Here is a 24,465-nt window from a genome sequence, read left to right on the forward strand (position 1 = left end):
TCTATATTAATTCTTTTAAGAACTTTGGAAACATTAGATTTAAGTGCTGATTTATATCATGAAAAATGAAAAAAACCAACATTACTATTAAGGATATTGCTCGAAAGCTGGGAGTTTCTCCCTCCACAGTTTCCCGGGCCTTGAAAGATCATCCGGATATTAGCCCGAATACCAAAAAGGAAATTCAGGAACTGGCGATTAGCCTAAACTATCAGCCTAATTCAGTGGCATTGAGCTTGCGTCAAAGCAAAACCAATACAATTGGTGTAATCATCCCTGAAATTGCCCACTTCTTCTTTTCGGCAGTAATCAGTGGTATTGAAGACATTGCCCATAGTGCCGGATACCATGTTATTATCACTCAATCAAATGAATCCTATGAGCGTGAAGTCATGAACACCAAAGCCTTGTTCAATTCACGCGTAGATGGTATCTTACTTTCTATTTCCCGGGAAACCAGTAACTACGACCACTTGCAAAGTTTACTGGATAGTAATGTCCCACTGGTATTTTTTGACAGAATGGTTGACTCGTTAAATGCCTGCAAAGTAATAGTAAATGATGAACAAGGAGCCTATGAAGCCACCACACACTTAATAGAACAAGGATATTACAGGATAGCACATTTGGCAGGCCCGCAAAATTTAGGTATCAGTAAAAACAGGTTGAATGGTTATAAAGCAGCCCTGGCAGATAATAAATATATGATGGACGATAATCTTGTAAAAGTTTGTGGTTTGGGGACTTATGAAGAAGCTGAAGCTATCACCAATGAATTACTTGACTACCGCTTCCCTCCTGACGCAATTTTCTCCAACAATGATGTAGCTGCATATGGGGCTATGACAGCTATTAAAAAGAGAGGGCTTAGGATACCTGAGGATGTGGCAATTGTAGGCTTTAGCAACTGGCGCTTTTCCAGTTTAATACAACCTGCCCTATCTTCTGTTACCCAACCAGGTTTTAAAATGGGGCAGGAAGCAACCAGGCTTTTAATGAAACAAATTGCCCTTGGAGATGATGAGGAAGCTATTACAGAAACCATTTCGCTTAAAACCAATTTGGTAGTGCGAGAATCTTCCATGAAAAAGAAAAAGGTAGTGGAGTAAAAATTTATTGATATCTGAATTCATTGTCAACAAACAAGCATAACTGATTTTACCTCCCGCTATCCTTAGAGTTCCAAGGGGCTCTAAGGATTGATTAATGAAGTAGAGTCTTTGACTCTGCATTAATACAAGAGTAGGTTGAAGTAGAATCTTTCATTCTGATGCCTATAATTGAGTCACAGACTCTTTTCTATTCATTAATCCGTAGTTCGTAGCGCTAAAACTACGGATAGATAATGCTTCTAATGAAACAAATTACCGGCGGGAATGATGAGGAAGCCATTACATAAACACTACTCCTCTATCCTTAGAGTTCCGAAGGGCTCTAAGGATTTATTAATGAAGTAGAGTCTTTGACTCTGCATAATACAAGAATAGGTTAGAAGTAGAATCTTTCATTCTGATGCCTATAATTGAGTCACAGACTCTTTTCTATTCTTCAATCCGTAGTTCGCTGCGCTAAAACTACGGATAGATAATGCTTCTAATGAAACAAATTGCCCTTGGCGATGATGAGGAAGCCATTTCAGAAACATTTTTCCTAAAATTCCCATTTAAAGACTTCCCGGAGGTTGGATTCCTCTTAAACTCTTAACTTTTCGACTATACTAATACCTATAAAGAGAAAAGAAAGTAAATTGCAACCGTCACCGCAAACGTTTGCGGTCATTTAATTATATTTTCTTGCTCTTTGTATATACAATTATAAATAGTTTAGCGGTATAACTCAATAAAATAAATATGCTTACTCAACAAACCATCACTACTTCAGGACTTAGCCAACATTGTGGGAAAATCACTCAATATGAAAGGACTCCCTATGGAATGATGGGAACAACAGAAAATGCCTTTTTCAAAATTTCTGTTGTGCAGGAGGGTATATTTAAAATACATTTAAGCAAATTTGAAGAGTTGGATGAGCATTCTTATGCGGTAATATCCAAACCAATGGGCATCGATTTCACAATTGTAGATAAAAACGGCTCTCTGGAAATCCATACTGAAAAATTGAGTTTATTTCTTAAGAAGGATCCCTTTACTGTTATTTTTAAGAATTCAAATGAAGAAATTATTAATGAAGATGATGCTGCACTTGGTACTTCCTGGATTGGTGAGCAAGTAAGCACTTATAAAAAACTGCAAAAAGGTGAACGGTTTGTAGGTCTGGGTGAAAAAACAGGGCCATTGGACAGAAAAGGCCATGGTTATCAGAACTGGAATACCGATCATTTCGGCTATCCGCCAGATAGTGATCCTCTTTATTGTACTACACCTTTCTACATAGGTATTCATAATGGGCTATCGTATGGCATATTTTTAGACAATTCCCATAAAACTCATTTCAACTTTGGAGCATCCAACAGAAGATTTTCAAGTTTTTCTGCCGATCAGGGAGATATGTCCTACTACTTCATTCATGAAGAAAGTGTTGAGGAAATAATTAGCAGCTATACCGATTTAACAGGCCGAATGGAACTTCCTCCTTTATGGAGTCTGGGCTACCAGCAGTGCCGCTACAGCTATAGACCAGATAAAGAAGTTTTAAGTGTGGCAAAAACTTTCAGGGACAAAGAAATCCCGGCTGATGTCATTGTTCTGGATATCCATCATATGGAACAATATAAAATTTTCACCTGGGACAAAAAAGATTTTCCTGATCCTGAAGGTATGCTTAAGCAATTAGAGGATTTGGGATTTAAAGTTGTAGTAATTTGTGATCCGGGCATTAAAATTGAAAAAGGTTATGATGCATATGAATCAGGACTGCAACAGGATGTTTTCGTTAAATTTCCTGATGGAAGTAATTATGAAGGTGAAGTATGGCCAGGTTGGTGTCATTTCCCTGATTTCACAAAAGCTTCGGTAAGGGAATGGTGGGCAGAAAAGCTCAAGAGCTATACTGACCTAGGTATAGAAGGGTTCTGGAATGATATGAATGAAATAGCTACCTGGGGACAATATTTACCGGAATTGATTGAGTTTGACTTTGACGGCAATAAAGCTACTGCCAGGAAAGGAAGAAATGTTTATGGTATGCAAATGGCAAAAAGTGCCTATGAAGGTGCCAAACAAAACACTCCTAATAAAAGAATTTTCAACCTGACAAGAGCCGGTTTTTCTGGTATTCAGCGTTATGCTGCGGTTTGGACTGGCGATAATGTTGCTGATGACGAGCATATGCTTTTAGGTGTTCGCCTGGTCAACAGTCTGGGAATGGCCGGTGTGGCTTTTGCAGGTTACGATATCGGGGGCTTTGCAGGGGAAGCCGATAGCCAGCTCTTTGCCAGATGGATTTCAATAGGTGCTTTTGCTCCTTTCTTCAGAGGGCACTCCATGATCAACAGCCGGGATTCAGAACCATGGGCTTATGGTGAAGAAGTGGAAGAAATATCAAGAAATTATATTAATCTCCGCTATCAAATGATGCCTTATATATATTCAGCTTTTCATCAGGCACATGAAAAAGGCATTCCTGTGGCAAGAAGTTTGGCTATTTATTATCCCCATGACGCTAAAATCTATTCACCTTTATATGAAAATCAGTACTTATTTGGCTCTGATATCCTTGTCGCACCAGTAGCCAGCAAAGTAAATTTAGCAAAAGTATATTTCCCGGAAGGAGAATGGTATGACATCTTTAATGACACACATTACAGTGGAAATCAGGAAATAATAGCCGAATGCCCGATCGAGAGATTACCTGTCTATGTAAAAGCATCGGCTATTCTGCCCATGCAGGATAAGCTTCAAAGCCTGACCAATAACAAAAATCAAACTTTACATTTACACATCTATTCAGGAAGCAAAGAAAACACTTTCAATTATTATGAAGATGACGGGAACACCTTTGAGTACGTAAATGGAGCTATTTACCAGAGAAGTATTTCATTAAAGCCCTCGGAAAAGCAAATTATTCTGACAGAAAAATCTGGTAGTTACAAATCTCAATACAAAAAAATCAAGCTGTATTTGCATGGGTTCAGTGGCCAGTTGAAAGATAAAATCAAGGTAAATCAAACAACTATTCCTATTTTAAAAGAAGATTTCAAATTTATGGATCAGATTTCCAATTTTGACCCGCTACCAATGAGCGACAGAATATGTTTACAAGTGGAAAATCTTCCTTTTATTGAAATAGAAAATCAGAATGAAGAAATATTAGTAAGCTGGGCGTAATTCGGGTAAAATTCAATACAAGGTTATGAATACAACTTTAAAAATAATCGGTTTTCTTTTGCTCCTTCTAGCTTTAACAGCTTGCGGCACAAATAAAGAAATAAAAGAACAGCAATCATCTGTTTCTTTTCCAGAGAAAGCAAAAGATATGAATATCTATGAAGTCAACATCAGGCAATATACTCCTGAAGGCACTTTACAGGCATTCATACCTCATATCCAACGGCTTAAAAACATGGGAGTTGATATTCTATGGATGATGCCAGTGCAACCCATTGGTGAAAAGAACAGGAAACCACCTCTTGGCAGCTATTATTCAATTATGGACTATACAGCTGTTAATCCTGATTTCGGGTCATTGGAAGATTTCAAATCCCTAGTGGAAAAAGCCCATGAGTTGAATATGGTAGTCATTTTAGATTGGGTAGCCAATCATACAGCCTATGACCATCATTGGGCAACTAAACATCCAGAGTACTATAATCTCGATTCATTGGGCAATTTGCAATCCCCGGTTGAAGACTGGACAGATGTAGCAGATTTAAATTATGATAATGCAGACTTACATTTAGAGATGATGCGCGAAATGAAGTGGTGGCTTACAGAAACCGATATTGACGGTTTCCGCTGCGATGTAGCCGGCATGGTTCCCAATGAGTTCTGGGAAATGGCTATTGATAGTTTAAAAGCCACTAAAGATGTTTTTATGCTGGCAGAGTGGGACGAATCAAAAATGCATAAAGCCGGTTTCCATATGACTTATGGGTGGGAGTTTCATCACCTCCTTAATAATATTGCTCAGGGAAAAGCAAATGCAGATTCGCTTCAGGCTTACATTGAAAGAGACAACCAACGCTATAATTCCTCGGATTTCCGTATGTTTTTCACCTCAAACCATGATGAAAATTCCTGGAATGGTACTGTATTTGAAAGAATGGGCGAAGCATATGAGGCTTTGGCTGTGCTGGCATCCACTATAAAGGGAATGCCACTCATTTACAGCGGACAGGAAGCTGGCCTGGATAAACGCCTGCCCTTTTTTGATAAAGACAGTATTGACTGGTCAGATCTGAATTACGAAGAATTTTACAGTAATTTACTTAAGATTAAAAAACAAAACCCCTCCCTTTGGAATGGAACCTATGGAGGAAAGGCGGAAAGAATAAATACCAAACATAATACAGAAAACATCTATGCCTTTAGTCGGAAAAAAGATGATAATGAGGTAATAGTTATTTTAAACTTATCAGATACCACCCAAGCTTTCATCGTAGATGAGCCTTTTCAGGAAAAAGACTATAAAGATTTAAGCTCAGGTTCAAATTTCACCTTTAATGAAGAGGAATTGATACTTGATAGCTGGTCTTATATGATTCTTACTAAAAACACCCTACAAAATTAATGAAAAGTGTATCAATTACCTCCGCAAAGCCAAAGCTTAGCTTCTGGCAAATCTGGAACATGAGTTTTGGGTTTTTAGGAATTCAATTTGGGTTTGCATTGCAAAATGCCAATGTAAGTCGGATTTTTGAAACTTTAGGGGCAGAAAAAGACAGTTTACCCATTTTGTGGTTGGCAGCACCTGTTACAGGTTTATTGGTTCAACCGATTATCGGTTATTATTCAGATCGCACCTGGTCGATCAGATGGGGACGAAGAAGACCTTTCTTTGCTATTGGAGCCATTTTAGCCTCAATTGCATTATTTATCATGCCAAATTCCCCTGAACTATGGATAGCCGCAGGGATGCTATGGATTATGGATGGTTCAATCAATGTAAGCATGGAACCTTTCAGGGCTTTTGTGGGTGATATGCTTCCCGCAGAACAAAGAACAAGAGGTTATGCCATGCAGTCATTCTTTATAGGGACAGGAGCTGTTATCGCCTCCATACTACCCTATGTATTTACCAACTGGGTAGGTATGAGTAATACTGCAGGTCCGGGAGAAATACCGGATTCTGTTAAATGGTCGTTTTACATAGGTGGTGTGGCATTTTTCTCTGCGGTAATGTGGACAGTATTCAACACAAAAGAGTATCCACCAGAAGATTTAGAATTACTTAGAAAACAAAATAAAGAAAAAGGAGTATTTGGCGGCTTGGCAGAATCATTTCTGGGTATTTTCAAAATGCCTAAAACCATGGTACAGTTAGCCTTCGTGCAATTTTTCTCCTGGTTTGCTCTATTTTCCATGTGGATTTATACCACTCCCGCAGTAACAGAGCATGTTTATGGAACTACAGATACTACCTCACCACTTTATAACGAAGGGGCAGATTGGGTAGGAATCCTATTCGCTGTGTATAATGGTGTGGCAGCATTAGTAGCATTTATGTTGCCAAAGTTGGCCAAAGTTGTAGGAAGAAGAATGGCTCATTTGATTGCCCTTTTCTGCGGTGGAGTCGGCTTGATTTCAATCTTCTATATTAATGATCCAGACCTATTGATTTTTTCAATGGTAGGAGTAGGAATTGCATGGGCTAGTATTCTCTCTATCCCCTATGCCATGCTATCTTCTGCCTTACCAGCAGAAAAAATGGGCTATTATATGGGTGTTTTCAATTTCTTTATTGTTATTCCTCAAATTGTTGCTGCCGGTTTATTAGGTTTTATATTAAGAACTTTTTTCCAAAACGATTCCATTTATGCCCTCATTGTAGGTGGTGCATCTATGATATTGGCTGGACTTTTAAGTCTGTGGGTGAATGATAAGGATGAAGTAGCCTTGTTTAAATAATTAGGTAGGAAATTTTCCTGTGAATTATATTTGATTAATATTGAAGGGTCAAAATAAATTAGGCAAATGCTTCAAATCAATAATTTCATTAAGAGGTATTCAACAGGCTTCCGATTAGAGATCAACTCACTTCATTTGAAAGAGGGAATTCATTTAATCAAAGGAGAAAATGGTGCTGGGAAATCCACTCTTTTCAAGGCAATTGCCGGAATCCATGCTTTTGAGGGTGAAATTGTTCTGGACAATATTTCTATCAAACAACACCCTGTAGCCTACAGGAAACACGTCAATTATTCAGAAGCAGAACCTCAATTTCCTGATTTTTTGAGTCTTGATGATCTGATATTGTTTGTAGCCCGGGCAAAGCAATCACCGGATGATCAGGTGCAAAGCTTAAAAGAAGAATTTGGAGTAAATAATTATTCCAAAAACAGGATTTCGTCTTACTCCTCAGGAATGTTGAAAAAGGCCTCTTTATTGCTGGCATTCTTAGGGAGTCCCAAATTAATCATTCTTGATGAGCCCTTTACCACCATTGATACTGAAACTCAGGCTAATTTAATATCTCTTATAAAAAAGGAACTACTAAAAGGAGTCAGTTTTCTTATTTCTTCCCATCATTTACCTGAGATTCCTTTTTTTGACTATGAATCCACCTTACAGCTAAAAAACGGAAATATAATACTCTCAAAATAATGAAAAGTATTATTATCAAATCTTTCGTCATTCCCTTTTACAGGGCCCATCTGGGTCTTTTCATGCTGCTTATCATATTTTTTGGTGTATTTATGAGGCCCAGTGATCATGTACTTCTGGCTCAATTCATCATACAGAGCCCTTATGGATTAACTTTTGTTATATTTCTTTTTATTCTTTACTCACTCCTTCACATAAGGTTTAATATTCAATTGCTGCATCAAAATAACTATCTGGTATTTCATCAAATGGCTCTTTTCCCTCCGGTAGTTTTTTATAAAACACAGTTATATAGTTGGTTGGCCAATTATCAGTTAATCCTTATTTACACCGCTTTCTTAAGCATACAAAGTATTCTGCTAGGCTTGTGGGCTGTAATTATTTTACTCTGGCTGACAATGGTTGCCCTATATATCATTTCAACCGGTTTTATTTTTCATCAACTAAAGAAAACTTACCCTGATCCTAAAGCTCGTTTTGCCGGCACATGGGTAAAATCATTCCAACTTCATTATCATTTTTGGTTTCCAGTTCATTTAATACACAAAAGGCCTTTGTTGTTATTAGGAGCCAAATCCCTAAGTCTCTTAATGTTAAATTTATTCTTTAGCTCTTATTATTCAGGAGGTTATGATTTAAGATGGCTACAGTTTGGGATAATCTGTGCTTCATTTATCAATTACTTTCATTGGGAAGAGAAATCTAATTTTGAAAACAAACAATTGAGTTATTTTCGTAATATGCCTATGTCTATTGGTGAAAAAGCTTTTGGTCATTTCCTGGCTTTCATACAAGTATTAATACCTGAGTTACTATTCCTGCTTTACCAGTTGACGACCGTTTCTAACACCATAGGAGGTTTTACATTATTGCTTCTATTGGTTGCTTTAAATGCAGGTCTATATGGACTCATTCATTCCACTAAAAACAAGAATAATCTCACACGAAATTCCTTCATAGCCTTCTTCTCATTATTCTTTATCGTTCTTTTCGGAATACCTGCTCCTTTAATTATCCTGCTTTGTATGATTACTTTTGTCAAAATATTTTACCTAAAACCCAGACGCTAAGCACTTTCATTCCTTTTTATTGGGTGGAGTTAACCCCAGGTCATTAGGACAAAATCAAGAGTAAGGGTCCCAATTTTAAAAACATTTACATATATTTGATAGAATTATAAAAAATGATTCCAATTAACCAAAAGTCTTATAAAAAAACTCATGAATAAACTTGTATTAAAAACACTCCTGTTATTGTCCTCAATACTTATAAGCTTAAATGCGAACGGACAAACTTCCAATCTATGGATTCAAAACAGTGACCAATCTGTTAACTTACAAAAAAATATCCCCGTACATAGTGCAAAATACTATTCTTTAAAAACAGCTGATTTAGTTCAATCATTAAAGCCTGTTTCTAAAACTACAAAAAGAACAATTACAATTCCATATCCGGATGGCACTACAGGTGATTTCTTATTAGAAGAAATTTCTACCATGTCCGATAAATTAGCTGCTAAATACCCAATGATAAAAACCTATTCAGGTAGAAATATAGCCAATGGGGATGTAATTCGTATGGATGTAACGCACAAAGGGTTTCATGGAATGGTCTTTACCAAAAATGGCCAGTTTTTCATTGATCCGATAAACAAGAATAATATAAATGAGTATCAGGTTTATTATAAGAAAGACCTGGTTCAAACTGAGAAATCACAACATTTTGAAGAAGCAGAGCCTATTATTTACAATAAAACCACTTTTGAGGCTGTAAAACGAAAAGTTGAAACTGGCAATTTCAGCAAACCTGCAGGAACAGAATTACGCACCTATAGAATTGCCATTGCAGCAACTGGGGAATATACTCAGTTCCATGGTGGCACCGTGGAAGATGGGCTTGCGGCCATTGTTACCACTCTAAATCGTGTAAGTGGCATTTATGAGAAAAATGTTGCTGTTAAAATGGTTTTAGTTGACAATAATGATCAAATTATTTTTACAGACAGCAATTCTGATCCGTTTTCAAATAGTGATGCAGGTTCAATGATTAATGAACTTCAGACAGAAATTGATGCTACTATAGGAAGTGATAATTATGATATTGGTCATGGGTTCTCTACAGGTGCCGGTGGCTTAGCAGGTTTAGGTGTAGTTTGTTCAAGTGACTCAAAAGCAAGAGGTGTAACAGGAACAAACAACCCTACTGGTGACCCTTTCGATGTAGATTATGTTGCGCATGAAATTGGCCATCAATTTGGAGCCCCACACACATTTAACGGTGTAGTAGGATCCTGCTCAGGAGGAAATAGAAGTGGCAGTTCAGCTTATGAGCCAGGAAGTGGTACCACCATTATGGCTTATGCCGGTATATGTGGAAGTGATAATATTCAAAACAACAGTGATGCTTATTTCCATGTAACAAGTCTGGATTATATTAACGCCTATTCACAAGAATCAGGTGGGAATTCTTGTGCCACAATTACTGATACAGAGAATAATATACCAGTTGTTGATGCCGGAACAGGTGGTTTCACAATACCTGTAAACACACCTTTCCAACTAAATGGCTCAGCAACTGACCCTGATGGAGATGCTATTAGCTATTCATGGGAACAATTTGATCTTGGTCCTGCAGGTAGCCCCAACAGCCCGGTAGATAATGCACCAATTTTCAGATCTTTTTCACCAACTACTGATACTTTCAGGGTTTTCCCTCAAATTTCAGATATTTTAAGTGGTACCCAAACAATTGGAGAACTACTACCTACCTACTCAAGAGATCTTACTTTCCGTTTGATCGCAAGAGACAACCAGGCAGTTTCAGGAGTAGACTATGATGAAATCTCATTTTCAGCAACAGAAGAAGCCGGTCCATTCCTTGTTGAGGATGTCACAGGAGAATTTGATGGCCTATCTACTTTATCTGTAGTGTGGGATGTAGCAAATACCAATACAGCACCCGTTAATTGTCAAAAAGTAAATATCTATTTATCATTGGATGGTGGTCAAACTTTTACTGAAACACTAAAAGAAAACACTCCCAATGATGGAAATGAGAATATTACCCTTGCAAATGTAAATACAACAGAAGCCAGAATAAAAGTGGCTGCTGCTGACAATATCTTTTTCAATATTAGCAGCAGTAATTTCAGTATCACAGAAACAACAGATCCAACGTATGTAGTTACTACCAGCTTTGATAAAGAAAAATACTGTCCTACAGATGATATCATTTTAACCATTCAAACCGAATCAATTCTAGGTTATAATGAAGAAATTAATTTTAGCAGTTCCAATATACCTACAGGCTTAAGTGGTAGCTTCAGTATTACCAATATCCTGCCAGGGGAAACAACTGTATTAACATTGGACAATACTGAGGGCATTAGCGGACAAATATCATTGGATATTAATACAAGTTCCGGAAGTATTACTAAAGATGAAAATATTGCTTTTTCAATTTTAAATAACCCTGTACCTCCAACCATTACCTCTCCAGCGGATGGATCTTCAACTGAAGGTATTCTACCGGTTATTAGTTGGGAAGATGATAATTTGGAGGTCGTTTATGATTTACAAATTGCCACAGACCAAAATTTCTCAAACATTATTGAAAGTGTTTCGGACATCAATGGTAACTCTTACGCGCTAAATGAAACTTTAAGTGGAGGTACTAATTATTTCGTAAGGATAATGGCTAAAAATTTCTGTGATGAAAGTGCCTACGCTGAAATTAGTTTCACAACCCAGAATATAGATTGTGTTAATACAACAAGTGACAATGTGCCGGTCGAAATCCCTACCAGTGTTGCTACCGTGGAATCTACTTTACTAATAGAAGATAGTGGGGAAATTGAAATGCTTAGTGTCAAAAACCTAATAGGTACACATACTTATATTTCTGATTTGGTAATAAGCCTACGAAGTCCAATGGGTACTGAAGTAGTATTGATGGATAAAGTTTGTGGTAGTGAAGAAAATTTCAATATCTCCTTTAGTGACCAGGCTGATGATTCAAGCATTCCGTGCCCTCCAACAGATGAAGGAACCTACCAACCAGCAACTCCTCTAAGTGTTTTTAATGGTGAAAACATGCAAGGAGAATGGACTTTGATTGTGGAGGATGTAGCCAACCAGGATGGAGGCCAACTCGAAAACTGGGATTTGGAAATATGCGTAACCAATTTGACCCTTGCGGAATTAAGCAGGCCAACTAATCTTACAGGAGTAGAAGATAAGCCCGGAGAAATTATTCTAACCTGGACAGATAATTCTGATAATGAAACAGCTTTTGTTATTGAAAGAATGGCCGATGGAGAAGAGAACTTTGGGGTGTTAACTGAAGTTGACCCAAACACCAGTCAATATATTGACAAATCAATCCTGGAACTAACAAAATATACCTATAGGGTAAAAGCAATTAATGCAAATACTGAGTCTATCTATTCAAATGAAGTCGAGATTACCACTCAACTAGGATTGCCCTCTGCCCCGACAGATTTTTCCATGGAATATGGTGGAGATGGTTATATCAATTTGCTTTGGGTTGATAATTCTGAGAATGAGTCTGCTTATGTGATTGAAAGAAGAATTTTAGGAGAAGACGAATTTGAGACAACAAGTTTTTTACCTGAAAATTCAACTACCTATGAAGAAAGATTACCTGATTTAAGCAAAACCTATCAGTACAGGGTATTTGCTCAAAACACTACAGGAAACTCAGATTATTCTGAAACTCTTGATGCCTCATTGGTTATTTTAGGAACAAAGGATGAGTTAAATAATCAAATTGTACTATATCCTAATCCTACAAATAGTGTAATCCATATTCAAAACAACAGCAATAACACTATCCATCAAATCAGGATCAGGAATACACTGGGTCAGTCAGTGAAGGTGATCAGTGGGAAGTCTGAATCAATTGATATAAGAGAACTTCAGCCGGGGCTGTATTTTGTACAAATTGAAATCAATAAAGAACATATTGTTAAGCAAATAGTTATTAAAAATTAGGAGTGAATCTGATGGCATTGATACTTATTTAGTAGTAGTAATTTTAACTCAAAAATAAGTATTAATGCCTTCATCATTCTTTAAAAAAAACTCTTAAATAGAATGGACTATGAAAATGTTACTGTCTTTACTATTTCTGATTAGCTTTCTGCAGCTAAATGCTCAGGATTTAATTTCCACCAACAATGGAGAAGTGAGAATAACACCTGTTTTACATGGCAGCCTAATACTTTCCTACAATGACCTCACCATTTTCGTTGATCCATATGGAGGAGCTGAAAAATTTAAAGATTTCCCACCAGCCGACCTTATTCTTATTACTGATATTCATGGAGATCATTTACATAAGGCTACATTAAAGGAACTTGATATTACCCATACAACATTTATAGTGCCTAAAGCAGTAGCTGAACAAATGGATGAATTTCAGCTGGGAAAAATGATTGTTTTAAACAATGACGAGAGCACGCTCTACCAATCTATTGAAATCAGTGCCCTTCCTATGTACAATCTACCGGAATCAGAAGATTCAAGGCATACCAAAGGTAGAGGAAATGGATACGTACTGACTATTGGAGGAAAGAAAATTTATATTTCAGGTGATACTGAGGACATTCCTGAAATGAGAAATTTGAAGAATATAGATGTAGCATTTATCTGTATGAATTTACCTTACACGATGTCTGTTGAGCAGGCCGCTGATGCTGTTTTAGCATTCAATCCGTCCATTGTTTATCCTTATCACTTCAGGGGAAAAGACGGCCTGGCTGATGTTGAAGCGTTTAAAAACATTGTCAATAAAAACAACAGCTCCATTGATATTAGGCTCCGAAATTGGTATCCGGAAAATTAGTCGAAAAGATTGAAAAAAATTATTCAAAATATCTTGATATTTCAAAAACCCGATTAATTTTATGTCGTAATTGAACTTGCAAAAAAACAATAGATAATGGCTCTTAAAATTGCATCAGATTTCGACAGGTTTGGCGAATACGATGAAGAGGAAAATGATTGGGATGATAATGATTCCTTTGATGGTGACAGTGACGATGTTATTGAAGATGATGATGAGATCGATGAATTTGATGATGAAGATGAATTTGATGATGAAGAAGATTCTATAGATAAAATCAAATTCGAAGACATTGATGATTATGATGAAGAAGAATACGATGAAGGTGAAGAGCCTGACTTCGATAACTTTTAATCGTAAATGAAAAAAGTCCGGACCTGGTGTTCCGGACTTTTTTTTAGCCTGTAGTTTGGCTAATAAATTTTATAGAGGAAATATTCTGCCTGCCATATTTTGTGCTTCCCTGAAAGCAGATTGATCAAGACTGAGATCCTGTCCAACCTCTTCAAAATAAGCTACCATTTGTTCTGTAGCCATATTCCCCACCAAATCATCTTCGGCCATAGGGCAACCACCATAGCCTTTAATTGCGCCATCAAACCTTAAACATCCAGCCTCAAAAGCCGCTTCTACTTTTTCACGAATAGTCTCGGGAGTACTATGCAAATGAGCACCAAATTCAATTTGAGGGTACTTTGGAATAATCTCATTAAAAATCCACGATATATTCTTAGGATTGGAAACGCCTATGGTATCCGCCAGCGAAATAATTGAAACATCTATCTCCTTAAGTTTCTGCACAAAATCATCTATATAAGAAGCATTGTATGGGTCGCCATAAGGATTTCCAAAACCCATGGATAAATATACTACCAATGTTTTCTCATGCTTCACACAAAGGGATTGAATAGCTTTCAAATCTTCCATAGCCGTGGCAATAGAGCGATTGGTATTCCGCTGCTGAAAAGTTTCAGACAAGGAAAGCGGGTAGCCCAGGTAATCAATCTGAGGAAATGCCACTGCTGACTCTGCCCCTCTTTGATTGGCTATAATAGCCAACAATTTAGACTTAGTTTTGGACAAGTCAATTTTATCAAAAACCTCTGCAGTATCACGCAACTGAGGAATGGCCTTAGGGGAAACAAAGCTTCCTGCATCAATAGTATCAAAACCCACCTTCAATAGTTGGTTCAGGTATGCTATCTTCTGTTCTGTGGGGATAAACTCATGCAAACCCTGCATGGCATCACGAGGGCATTCAATAATTTTTAACCTTTGGCTGCTCTTATTTTTCATATTCCAAAACTAAGCAATCCTGACTAATCCGGAAAAATTTCCAATAAGGATTTATAATCCACTGAATGTATTTATTAATTGCCTGCATCTTGTTAAATTTCCACTTCATTCTAAAAACAACCTGTGGGAATAGTCATCAAACAAAGTGCTTATGCTTCAGCCATCAGTTATTTCGGTGTGGTAATAGGTGCAATCAATATGATTTTTCTCTTTCCTCAATTCTTCACCCCAAAAGAATTAGGGCTATTTAAGGCTATATTTTCAATGGCTATCCTCCTGGCACCTTTTGCCCAGGCCGGATTAGGCCGAAGTACTTTGCGTTATTTCCCACGGTTTAATAAAAGTAATAAAACAGCGGGCCGGTTTTTAAGCCTGATTTTCATCCTTGGCTTTTTTACTATTATGTTGTTTCTGCTGATATTTCAATTAGTGGATGACTGGGTATTTTCTTTCTTTGAAAAAAATGCTCCGGAATTAGTCCATCATTATTGGCTTATTTTAATTCTGGCCTTTTTAATGGTATATATCACCATATTTGAAGCCTATTATAAAGCCTTAATGAATATAGTGGTTCCTACTTTCATGAAAGAATTCTTTCTCAGAATTGTGGTTAGTTTGTTAGGCTTGTTGTACTTCACCGAAATAATTACTTTCCAATGGTTTCTTTATTTTACCATTCTAAGTTATGCATTCAGTTTAATTTTACTCATTCTTTATTTAGCGGCAAAAAACCAATTACATTTCAATTTTTCCATTTTTCAAATTGATAAGACCTTTTTTAAAGAATTATTGAAATATATGGTTTACATAATGGCTGGTGCAGTAGGCTCAGTAATTGTGCTACAAATAGATCAGTTAATGGTAACTGGCTATCTGGGATTGGAGGAAAATGCTATTTATGTTATCGCCTTCTTTATGGCTACTGTTATAGAAATCCCACGCAGAGCAATTGCTCAAATGTCGGATTCAATTATAGCCAAATCATTTGAATTTGAAAGGCTGGATGAAGTGAAGAAAATCTACAAACAATCCAGCATTAATCAGTTGATATTAGGGAGCTTTGTTTTTCTATTAATCATTTTAAACCTGGATAATATCTATAACATTATGCCAAAAGGTGAAATTTATAATGCAGGTAAATGGATTGTGGTATTGATTGGTTTTGGGAAAATTATAGATATGGGATTTGGGGTGAATTCCGAAATCATTGTTTCTTCAAGCCTATACAAAGCCAATATCCTTTTTGTAGTAGTTTTAGCTATTTTAACTGTAGGTTTGAACATACTCCTTATCCCCACCTACGGTCTTTTAGGAGCTGCAATTGCCACTTTAAGTGCAATATTCAGTTTCAATTTAATAAAAATGCTTTTTATTTGGTATCACTTTAAATTTCAACCATTCTCAATCCATACGTTAACCACCCTGCTATTATCTGCCATTAGTTTTGTGATCGTTTATTTTATTCCGAAAATAGAAAATCCCATCCTTAATATTATGTGGATAAGCATAATCCTCACACTAGTCTTTAGTAGCCTTATGCTTTTATTTAAACCTTCAAAAGAAATCAATAACCTCTTAAAGCTACTAAAGAATAAATTTATCCCTTAAAAAAAACTTTTATCTGTTGGCAAACATAATTGACATCAGCCACTTCATGATTAGGATGAATGGGCAGAGAAAGTATAGTGGCCGCAACCAATCTTGCATTAGGACAATCAGCCGGAACAGATTTTTGAAAACAATCCATATCACTTAGTGCGGTGGGGTAATGTATATCTGTTTGTATTCCTTTGCTCAAAAGAAAGTCCTTTAAAGCATCCCGTTTTTCCAGCCTGATCACAAACTGATGATAAACATGTCCATTGTTTTCTTCCGGTAAGGCTATGGGCAAATGGGCAAGCTCTCGCAAATACATTTTTGCCAATTCTCTTCTCCTATCATTATTTTGCTTTAAGTAAGGCAACCTGGCCATAAGCACAGCCGCCTGGATTTCATCCATCCTGCTATTTCTTCCTAATTGTAGGTGGTTATTCCTTTCCTGCTGCCCATGATTGGACCACAGCTTATATTGATGACTAAAATGGGCATCATTGGTAACAATGCAACCTGCATCACCCAATGCCCCTAGGTTTTTGGTAGGGTAAAAACTAAATGCTGCCATATGCCCAAACGTTCCTGCCAGGCAATTATTCAAAGTAGATCCATGGGCTTGCGCACAATCCTCTATTAACAACAGCTGATGTTCATCACACATCTGCCTGAATTGTTTTATCTCAGGATGCGTACTGCCAAAAAGATGTGGGACAATAATAGCCTTGGTCTTTCCGCCTAATAAAGCTTCTGTACTGCTGATATCCAACCCATAATGTGTTAAATCCACATCTCCAAACACAGGTTTTGCTCCCACTAACTGCACTACTGAAGCATCTGAAAACCAGGTAAAGGCAGGCACTATCACCTCATCACCAGCACCTATTTCATGAGCTCTTAAAATAATCTCCAATGCATCTGTACAATTGGCCGTAGGTATAAAATGATCAATGCTTAAATACTTTTTAAAACTTGATTCAAACAAGGTACTATACTTCCCATTGAAAAAAACACCACTATCCATTACCTCCTGAACAGCCTTTTGCACATCCTCCGGAACAGGACTCAATCGCACAAATGGAATAGTTCTATCTAACATCTTTTCAAGATATGGTCCACATTAACAAGATCAAAGCTAAATATATTGAGGAATTTATTTAGCATTGCTCAATCCTTTTTCAAATTAAATTAGGCTTTCAAATTGCAAATGCGTTATTTTCGAGATTCATATAATACAAAACATAAATGAATAAAGTAGCCATATTTACTTCAGGAGGCGATGCTCCGGGAATGAACGCCTGTATTAGGGCGGCTGTAAGGGGTGCCATATATCATGGAATTGAAATTTGTGGTATCTACAGAGGATATGATGGAATGATTGAGGGAGATATTGAACCCATGAATTCCTATTCTGTCAGTAATATAATTCAAAAAGGAGGCACCATTCTAAAATCAGCTCGTAGTAAAGAGTTCATGACTAAAGAAGGCAGGCAAAAAGCTTATGACCAACTAAAAAAGAAAGGCATTGAAGGATTGATTGCCGTTGGTGGAGATGGAACATTTACTGGTGCAAAAGTGTTTTTTGAAGAATTTGGATTGCCAACTGTTGGCGCTCCTGGTACTATTGATAATGATTTATTTGGCACTGATTACACTATTGGATTTGATACAGCTGTCAATACCGCTTTGGATGCGATTGACAAGATCAGAGATACAGCCAACTCACACAATAGATTATTCTTTGTGGAGGTAATGGGACGTGATTCAGGTTATATTGCCATCCGATCGGGAATTGGCGGAGGTGCTGAATTAGTAATGGTACCGGAAACGGCCACCTCCATTACTGAAGTGATCACCACTTTGCAGGAAGGTTGGAACAGGCAAAAAACATCCTCGATCGTAGTAGTGGCCGAAGGGGACGAAGAAGGCAATGCAATGGAAATAGCTGAAAAAGTAAAAAGCCAAATTCATATGAAAGATGTAAAAGTTTCTATTCTAGGCCATATTCAAAGGGGTGGATCACCCAGTGCTCAGGATAGAATACTGGCCAGTAGGCTGGGACTTGGAGCTTTGGAAGGCTTAATGAGTGGCCAGAAAAATGTCATGGCAGGTATCATCAATGATAAATTGGTGTATACTTCCTTTGAAGAAAGTATTGGAAAAACGAAAGCACTCAATCAGGATTTGATCAGAATGGTCAAAATATTGAGTGTATAATTTTCAATGTTGTTTAGTTAAGACAAACTTCTCAGTCTTTGGCTGGCTTCTCTTTATCCAGTTGGTTATTGGATAGAGGGTTGGAGGTTTTAGTTTAAAACTTAACTAAACAACATGAGTGTAATTTCATTCAATGCGTAGGATCTATGATTGAAGATCTTTTTAGTAGAATTGAAATTGTTTTGGTTGATAAAAAATGACTAGGATTCACATTCTTCTCAAAAAATAATATTTGATAATTTAAATAATGGAATTCAAAACAACGCTTGAAATAAAGCCTGCACAGGAAAAAATCCACCCTCATTATATGGTGGCTTCCATAGGCTCATGCTTTGCAGATCATATTGGGCACAGATTTGAGGAAATGAAAATGGATATTTTGAGTAATCCATTCGGAATCATTTATAATCCGATTTCTCAAATGCGACTGATAAACTTATGCCTGGAAGGCAAGCAACTCAACCCGGAACATATTGTTGAAAACCAGGATATTTATAATCATTTGGATGCCCATTCCATGTTCGGAAAGAAAGATCTGGACGATTTAAAATCAGGAATTCAGGTAGCTTCGAATGCATTCAAAAATTATCTGGAAAATGCCAAAGTGCTTATTTTGACATTTGGTACTGCATGGGTGTTCAAATATGAAAAAACAGGTGAGATCGTGGCCAATTGTCATAAACTCCCCTCCCATCACTTCACAAAAGAACTGCTGACTATAGATAACATCACTGAAGAAGTAATTTCCACACTTGAAAAAGTGAAAGAAATTAATCCTGCTATTCGTGTTATACTCACTGTAAGCCCTGTTCGCCATATTAAAGAGGGAATTCCTGAAAATATGTTAAGCAAATCCATTTTAAGGGTAGCTACAGATACCATAGAGAAATCCTTAAAAGATACTTCTTATTTTCCTGCTTTTGAATTAATGATGGATGATTTACGTGACTACCGCTTTTGTGGAGAAGATATGATCCACCCCAATATTATGGCTCGTAACTACATTTGGAAAAAATTCCGGGAAACTTATTTTTCTGATGCTTTATTTACTTATTGTGATAAATGGCAATCCATCAAAAATGATTTGAGCCATCGTGTGATGAACCCGGGTTCAATCGAACACGTACAATTTCTAGAGGCGTTATTAAAAAAACTGGAGAAATTTTCGGTTATCGGTAACGTAAATGCTGAAAAAGAATATGTGCAAAAAGAATTAGAAGATGCCAAAAGCCAATAAGTTAATTGATGAAAGCAGTCCTTATTTATTACAACATGCCCATAATCCTGTAAACTGGCAGGCCTGGAACGCTGAATCATTAAAGGAAGCACAACAACAGGATAAACCCATTTTATTGAGTATTGGCTACTCTGCCTGCCATTGGTGCCATGTAATGGAACATGAATCATTTGAGGATGAACAAGTTGCTCAAATCATGAATGAGAATTTTGTGTGCATAAAAGTAGACAGGGAAGAACGTCCGGATGTAGACCAAATTTACATGGATGCTGTACAAACCATGGGGTTAAATGGTGGCTGGCCTTTGAATGTATTTCTAATGCCAGACCAAAAGCCTTTTTATGGAGGTACCTATTTTCCTAAAAAAAATTGGTTAAGTCTATTGGATAATGTTGCCCTTGCTTATCAGAACAACAGAGAGAAACTTATAGAATCGGCAGATAATTTTGCAGAGGCGCTTAATAGTTCGGATGCCAGTAGATTACAATTTGGCCAGTCCGACTTACAGGGATTTTCTGCCAAAACTTTGGACGATACTTTCCAGCAGTTGGAAAAATTCATTGATTGGGATAATGGAGGAACAATAGGTGCCCCAAAATTCCCTATGCCTGCTATTTGGCGTTTTATTAACCGTTATACATCATTAACGGATGACAAAAAGGCAATGGAAGCATTGGAATTAACACTCAACTCCATGGCCAGGGGAGGAATCTATGATCAAATTGGCGGTGGCTTTTCACGTTATTCTGTTGATGGAGAATGGTTTGCTCCCCATTTTGAGAAAATGCTCTATGACAATGGTCAATTAATCAGCTTATATGCCAATGCTTACCGCCTGACCAAAAATGTTTACTTCAGATCTATTTATAAAGCATCCATTTCATTCATACAAAGAGAATTAATGGATGAAAAGGGTGGCTTTTATTCTGCTCTGGATGCTGATTCTGAAGGGGAAGAGGGGAAATTTTATGTTTGGACTTATGAGGAATGGGAAAATGCATTAGGTGAAAACAGCGAATTGATGGCCAGGTTTTTCAATATTTCCGCACATGGAAATTGGGAGAAAGGACAAAATATCCCTTATCAAAACAGCAGTCCGGAGGAATTTTGCAAGGCAGGAAATCATGACCTTCAGGAATTCCTGAAAAAACTGGAAGTCTCAAAAAAAACATTACTGGCAAAAAGGCAAGAAAGGATCAGGCCTGGGCTGGATGACAAAATTCTTTGTGGGTGGAACGCCTTAATGCTTAATGGATTATGTGATGCATACAAAGCCGAACCGAAAGAAGAATACCTGCACCTTGCCAAAAGGAATTTTGAATTCATTTACAGCAATATGTTGTATGGTAGCCGTTTGTTCAGAAATTATAAAAATGGGAAAGCCAGTATAGATGCTTATCTGGAAGATTATGCCTTGTGCATCCAGGCTTTCATTTCTTATGCTGAAATTTCAGGCAATACAGATGCCTTGCAAAAAGCAGTAGACCTTGCAGATTATACTATAGAAAACTTCTTTGATAAAAACGAAAAACTATTTTTCTATACAGATAACCAATCAGAAAAATTAATCGCTCGTAAAAAGGAGCTTTTCGATAATGTAATACCTGCCTCCAATTCTGTTATGGCAGAAAACCTGCATTGGTTGAGTATCTTGAGTGGGAAAACGCAATACATGGAAATATCCGATGACATGTTGCAACAAGTGCAACATTTCTTAAAAAAGGAACCACGATATATGTCCAACTGGGCTTCCGCCTTATTGCTAAAAGCCTATCATTCATATGATGTAGTGATTTTGGGTCCTGAAGCTAAAAACATGCAACAACAACTTTGGGCAGACCATCATCCCAATGCGATAATTCTGGCCAGGGAAAAAGCAGATTCAGGATTAGCAGTTTTTAAAGGAAAAGAGCTTTTAAAAGAACAAACCACTATATTTGTTTGCCAGAAAAACGCCTGTCAAAAACCAGTGTATACGGTGGGCGAAGCTATTGAGCAAATGAGAAAATGAGCCAGTTAAACCTGCAGGATACTCAAACAGATACTACAAAAGCCACGCTATTTGCCCAGGTGCTATTGCCATTGCCCCTACCAAAAACCTTTACTTATAGAATTCCCCGTAACCTTGAAAACAATGTTCAGATAGGAATTCGAGCCATAGTTCCATTTGGCAAAAAGAAAATCATAACCGGTATCGTGAAAGAAATTCACGAAGTGCCACCAGCAGACTACGAAGCTAAATATTTACTGGAAGTACTGGATGAATTTCCCATACTCAGCGACCAGCAATTCAAGCTTTTTGAATGGATGGCACAGTATTACATGTGCACAGAAGGCGAAGTGATGAATATAGCTTTGCCATCAGGCATGAAACTAAGTAGTGAATCTAAAATTCAACTCAATCCGGCATTTGACCTTAGTAACTCGCCTTATATTTTTAGCTCATTGGAAAATGTTGTATTGGATTTATTGAAAAAGGAAAGCCTTTTGTCCTATCAACAGATAGCTGATATCAGCAACGCCAAGCAAAGTAGTTTGTTGATCAAAGATTTGTTAAAGAAGCAAGCCATTCTTTTAATAGAGCAGGTTCAGGAAAAATACAAGCCCAAAACAGAAAAGTTTATCAGGTTGCATGAACAATACCTGGACAAAAAAGCATTGTCTGCCCTAATGGATGCCCTTGATAAGAAACCTAAACAGCTGGACATCCTTCTAAAATACCTCCAGCAACTACCCGTATTCTCTTCTCCTGAGGAAAACAAAAATGGACTTAGCAAAAATGTGTTTAAAGCAGAAGAATTTTCTGCTTCTTCCCTTTCTACTCTTATTAAAAATAAAGTTTTTGAAGAGTTTGAGAAGATTGTCTCCCGCTTGGATTATCTCACTAGAGGAAAATTTATTGATACGCTCATTCAATTAAGCCCTGCACAACAACTATGCAAAGATGAAATTAACGCCTCCTTTGCTGCCCACCCTGTCACCTTGCTGCATGGAGTAACAGGCAGTGGCAAAACGGAAATTTATCTTTCCTTTATTCAGGAAGTAATTGAAAGTGGTTCGCAAGCTTTGTTTCTACTACCAGAAATTGCCATAACCACTCAAATGATACAACGGGTAAGGAAAATATTTGGAGACCAGGTGGGAGTTTACCATTCCAAATTTTCAGATGCAGAGCGTGTGGAGGTTTGGCAAGGCGTGGCAGAAGGTCGTATTAATTTTGTGATTGGAGTACGATCTTCAGTATTACTTCCATTCAATAACCTTTCCTTAATAGTTGTGGATGAGGAACATGAGAGCAGCTATAAACAATTTGATCCTGCCCCCAGGTATCATGCACGCGATACTGCCATTGTATTAGGACAAATACATCAAGCACCCGTTTTGTTAGGTTCAGCCACCCCTGCCTATGAAAGCTATTATAATGCACAAAATGGGAAATATGGATTCGTTACTTTAACAGAGCGTTATGGTGAAGGCAAGTTACCTGAAATTGAACTAGTGGATATGCGCAGAATGACTGCCAAAAAGCAAGTAACAGATGACTACAGCCATACATTTCTCACTGTAATGCAAGAAGAATTAGGGAAAGGCAATCAGGCAATTATTTTTCAAAACCGAAGAGGCTATGCCCCCTACTTACAATGTGAAACCTGTGGATGGATTTCAGAATGTGAAAACTGCTCTGTAAGCCTCACTTATCATATGCATCAGCATGAATTGAAATGCCACTACTGTGGCTTTAGGCAGAAAAGTCCTGCGGCTTGTTTAAATTGTGAGTCCACCGCCTTAAAAATGAAAGGGTTTGGTACTGAGAAAATAGAGGATGATTTAAAACTCCATTTCCCTGAAACAAGAATTCAAAGAATGGACAGGGATACCACCCGGAAAAAATATAGTTATCAGCAGATAATAGAGGCTTTTGAATCTGGTGAAACACAGGTATTAATTGGCACACAAATGGTAAGCAAGGGGCTGGATTTTGAAAATGTTAGCCTGGTAGGCATAGTTGATGCAGACCGCATTATGTATTATCCTGATTTTCGGGCAGAAGAAAGAGCTTTTCAGTTGATGTTGCAGGTAAGTGGTCGTGCAGGAAGAAGCAAGAAAGCGGGTAAGGTACTGGTGCAAAGTTTTCAGAAAGATCATCCTTTGTTTCAGTATCTATTGCGCTATGATTATGAAGGCTTTTATCAACTTCAGCTGAAAGAAAGGCATTCTTTCTTCTATCCCCCATTTTGCAGATTGATCAGAATCATACTCAAAGGTCAGCAATCATCTGTTACAAAAAATGGTGCCACCCAATTATATGAAGCCTTGCTTCAACCATTGGGATCACAAAGAATGCTGGCACCACATGAGCCTATGATTGCCAAAATCAGAAACATTTACCATATGGAAATATGGATTAAGCTGGAAAAAGGGTTTCCATTGGAAGGCACAAAAAAGCAAATATTGCAGGCAGTGGAAAAAATGAAAGAAAACAGCCATTTTAGAAAACTGAGGATAGTCTATGATGTCGATCCACAATAAACCTTTATG

Annotated in this window: 16 protein-coding genes; 14 read left to right on the forward strand and 2 right to left on the reverse strand. The window is 37.4% G+C overall.

The window, feature by feature from the left end:
• Window positions 1-65: 65 nt before the first annotated feature.
• The 9 genes from JKA74_RS19725 (at window position 66) to JKA74_RS19765 (ending at window position 13,940) form a co-directional block, all read left to right on the forward strand.
• Entirely contained in the window at window positions 66-1,109 is a 1,044-nt protein-coding gene (locus JKA74_RS19725) for a LacI family DNA-binding transcriptional regulator (RefSeq protein WP_201432968.1), read from the forward strand.
• 741 nt (window positions 1,110-1,850) lie between these two features.
• Window positions 1,851-4,286 carry a glycoside hydrolase family 31 protein gene (locus JKA74_RS19730; protein WP_201432969.1) on the forward strand — a complete coding sequence of 812 codons (2,436 nt, stop codon included), beginning with the start codon at window positions 1,851-1,853 and terminating at the stop codon, window positions 4,284-4,286.
• Window positions 4,287-4,311: 25 nt separating this feature from the next.
• Window positions 4,312-5,688, forward strand: a complete 1,377-nt coding sequence (locus tag JKA74_RS19735) for an alpha-amylase family glycosyl hydrolase (protein ID WP_201432970.1) — start codon at window positions 4,312-4,314, stop codon at window positions 5,686-5,688.
• Complete coding sequence (locus JKA74_RS19740; RefSeq protein ID WP_201432971.1) at window positions 5,688-7,025, forward strand: MFS transporter; 1,338 nt, start codon at window positions 5,688-5,690, stop codon at window positions 7,023-7,025. The genes JKA74_RS19735 and JKA74_RS19740 overlap by 1 nt, the downstream gene beginning before the upstream one ends.
• A 66-nt stretch (window positions 7,026-7,091) precedes the next feature.
• Window positions 7,092-7,721 carry an ABC transporter ATP-binding protein gene (locus JKA74_RS19745; protein WP_201432972.1) on the forward strand — a complete coding sequence of 210 codons (630 nt, stop codon included), beginning with the start codon at window positions 7,092-7,094 and terminating at the stop codon, window positions 7,719-7,721.
• Complete coding sequence (locus JKA74_RS19750) at window positions 7,721-8,791, forward strand: hypothetical protein (RefSeq protein WP_201432973.1); 1,071 nt, start codon at window positions 7,721-7,723, stop codon at window positions 8,789-8,791. Before JKA74_RS19745 ends, JKA74_RS19750 begins: the two co-directional genes overlap by 1 nt.
• A 150-nt stretch (window positions 8,792-8,941) precedes the next feature.
• On the forward strand, window positions 8,942-12,733 hold the full coding sequence (locus JKA74_RS19755) for a reprolysin-like metallopeptidase (RefSeq protein ID WP_201432974.1): 3,792 nt from the start codon (window positions 8,942-8,944) through the stop codon (window positions 12,731-12,733).
• A 109-nt stretch (window positions 12,734-12,842) separates the two neighbouring features.
• Window positions 12,843-13,586 carry an MBL fold metallo-hydrolase gene (locus JKA74_RS19760; protein WP_201432975.1) on the forward strand — a complete coding sequence of 248 codons (744 nt, stop codon included), beginning with the start codon at window positions 12,843-12,845 and terminating at the stop codon, window positions 13,584-13,586.
• Between the two features lie 96 nt (window positions 13,587-13,682).
• Window positions 13,683-13,940, forward strand: a complete 258-nt coding sequence (locus JKA74_RS19765; RefSeq protein ID WP_201432976.1) for a hypothetical protein — start codon at window positions 13,683-13,685, stop codon at window positions 13,938-13,940.
• A 69-nt stretch (window positions 13,941-14,009) separates the two neighbouring features.
• On the opposite strand, the gene JKA74_RS19770 is transcribed toward JKA74_RS19765, so the two are convergent.
• Window positions 14,010-14,882, reverse strand: coding sequence for a hydroxymethylglutaryl-CoA lyase (locus JKA74_RS19770; RefSeq protein ID WP_201432977.1), 873 nt, complete (start codon window positions 14,880-14,882; stop codon window positions 14,010-14,012).
• Window positions 14,883-15,005: 123 nt separating this feature from the next.
• Here JKA74_RS19770 and JKA74_RS20995 point away from each other — a divergent pair, with 123 nt between their 5' ends.
• On the forward strand, window positions 15,006-16,490 hold the full coding sequence (locus JKA74_RS20995; RefSeq protein ID WP_201432978.1) for a lipopolysaccharide biosynthesis protein: 1,485 nt from the start codon (window positions 15,006-15,008) through the stop codon (window positions 16,488-16,490).
• Here the strand turns inward: JKA74_RS20995 and JKA74_RS19780 are convergent.
• Window positions 16,480-17,571 (reverse strand): DegT/DnrJ/EryC1/StrS family aminotransferase, encoded by a 1,092-nt coding sequence (locus JKA74_RS19780; RefSeq protein ID WP_201432979.1) that lies wholly within the window; start codon window positions 17,569-17,571, stop codon window positions 16,480-16,482. The two genes, JKA74_RS20995 and JKA74_RS19780, sit on opposite strands and share 11 nt — an antisense overlap.
• Before the next feature lie 146 nt (window positions 17,572-17,717).
• On the opposite strand from JKA74_RS19780, the gene pfkA reads away from it, so the two are divergent.
• The 4 genes from pfkA to priA all read left to right on the forward strand — a co-directional run bounded on the left by pfkA (window position 17,718) and on the right by priA (window position 24,456).
• On the forward strand, window positions 17,718-18,689 hold the full coding sequence (gene pfkA / locus JKA74_RS19785; protein ID WP_201432980.1) for a 6-phosphofructokinase: 972 nt from the start codon (window positions 17,718-17,720) through the stop codon (window positions 18,687-18,689).
• A gap of 247 nt (window positions 18,690-18,936) precedes the next feature.
• Complete coding sequence (locus tag JKA74_RS19790) at window positions 18,937-19,926, forward strand: GSCFA domain-containing protein (RefSeq protein ID WP_201432981.1); 990 nt, start codon at window positions 18,937-18,939, stop codon at window positions 19,924-19,926.
• Entirely contained in the window at window positions 19,910-21,937 is a 2,028-nt protein-coding gene (locus JKA74_RS19795) for a thioredoxin domain-containing protein (protein WP_201432982.1), read from the forward strand. The genes JKA74_RS19790 and JKA74_RS19795 overlap by 17 nt, the downstream gene beginning before the upstream one ends.
• Window positions 21,934-24,456, forward strand: a complete 2,523-nt coding sequence (gene priA / locus JKA74_RS19800) for a replication restart helicase PriA (RefSeq protein WP_201432983.1) — start codon at window positions 21,934-21,936, stop codon at window positions 24,454-24,456. The genes JKA74_RS19795 and priA overlap by 4 nt, the downstream gene beginning before the upstream one ends.
• Window positions 24,457-24,465 lie beyond the last annotated feature (9 nt).

Origin of the sequence: Marivirga aurantiaca, assembly GCF_016679925.1 — a bacterium.
Classification (GTDB): domain Bacteria; phylum Bacteroidota; class Bacteroidia; order Cytophagales; family Cyclobacteriaceae; genus Marivirga; species Marivirga aurantiaca.

Bases quoted from the DNA above. Each gene is read 5' to 3' on its own strand.
- priA (WP_201432983.1), top strand. From the start codon at position 21,934: ATGAGCCAGTTAAACCTGCAGGATACTCAAACAGATACTACAAAAGCC.
- JKA74_RS19770 (WP_201432977.1), bottom strand. From the start codon at position 14,882: ATGAAAAATAAGAGCAGCCAAAGGTTAAAAATTATTGAATGCCCTCGT.
- JKA74_RS19765 (WP_201432976.1), top strand. From the start codon at position 13,683: ATGGCTCTTAAAATTGCATCAGATTTCGACAGGTTTGGCGAATACGAT.
- JKA74_RS19745 (WP_201432972.1), top strand. From the start codon at position 7,092: ATGCTTCAAATCAATAATTTCATTAAGAGGTATTCAACAGGCTTCCGA.
- JKA74_RS19750 (WP_201432973.1), top strand. From the start codon at position 7,721: ATGAAAAGTATTATTATCAAATCTTTCGTCATTCCCTTTTACAGGGCC.
- JKA74_RS19730 (WP_201432969.1), top strand. From the start codon at position 1,851: ATGCTTACTCAACAAACCATCACTACTTCAGGACTTAGCCAACATTGT.
- JKA74_RS19740 (WP_201432971.1), top strand. From the start codon at position 5,688: ATGAAAAGTGTATCAATTACCTCCGCAAAGCCAAAGCTTAGCTTCTGG.
- JKA74_RS19790 (WP_201432981.1), top strand. From the start codon at position 18,937: ATGGAATTCAAAACAACGCTTGAAATAAAGCCTGCACAGGAAAAAATC.
- pfkA (WP_201432980.1), top strand. From the start codon at position 17,718: ATGAATAAAGTAGCCATATTTACTTCAGGAGGCGATGCTCCGGGAATG.
- JKA74_RS19795 (WP_201432982.1), top strand. From the start codon at position 19,910: ATGCCAAAAGCCAATAAGTTAATTGATGAAAGCAGTCCTTATTTATTA.
- JKA74_RS19725 (WP_201432968.1), top strand. From the start codon at position 66: ATGAAAAAAACCAACATTACTATTAAGGATATTGCTCGAAAGCTGGGA.
- JKA74_RS19760 (WP_201432975.1), top strand. From the start codon at position 12,843: ATGAAAATGTTACTGTCTTTACTATTTCTGATTAGCTTTCTGCAGCTA.
- JKA74_RS19755 (WP_201432974.1), top strand. From the start codon at position 8,942: ATGAATAAACTTGTATTAAAAACACTCCTGTTATTGTCCTCAATACTT.
- JKA74_RS19735 (WP_201432970.1), top strand. From the start codon at position 4,312: ATGAATACAACTTTAAAAATAATCGGTTTTCTTTTGCTCCTTCTAGCT.
- JKA74_RS19780 (WP_201432979.1), bottom strand. From the start codon at position 17,571: ATGTTAGATAGAACTATTCCATTTGTGCGATTGAGTCCTGTTCCGGAG.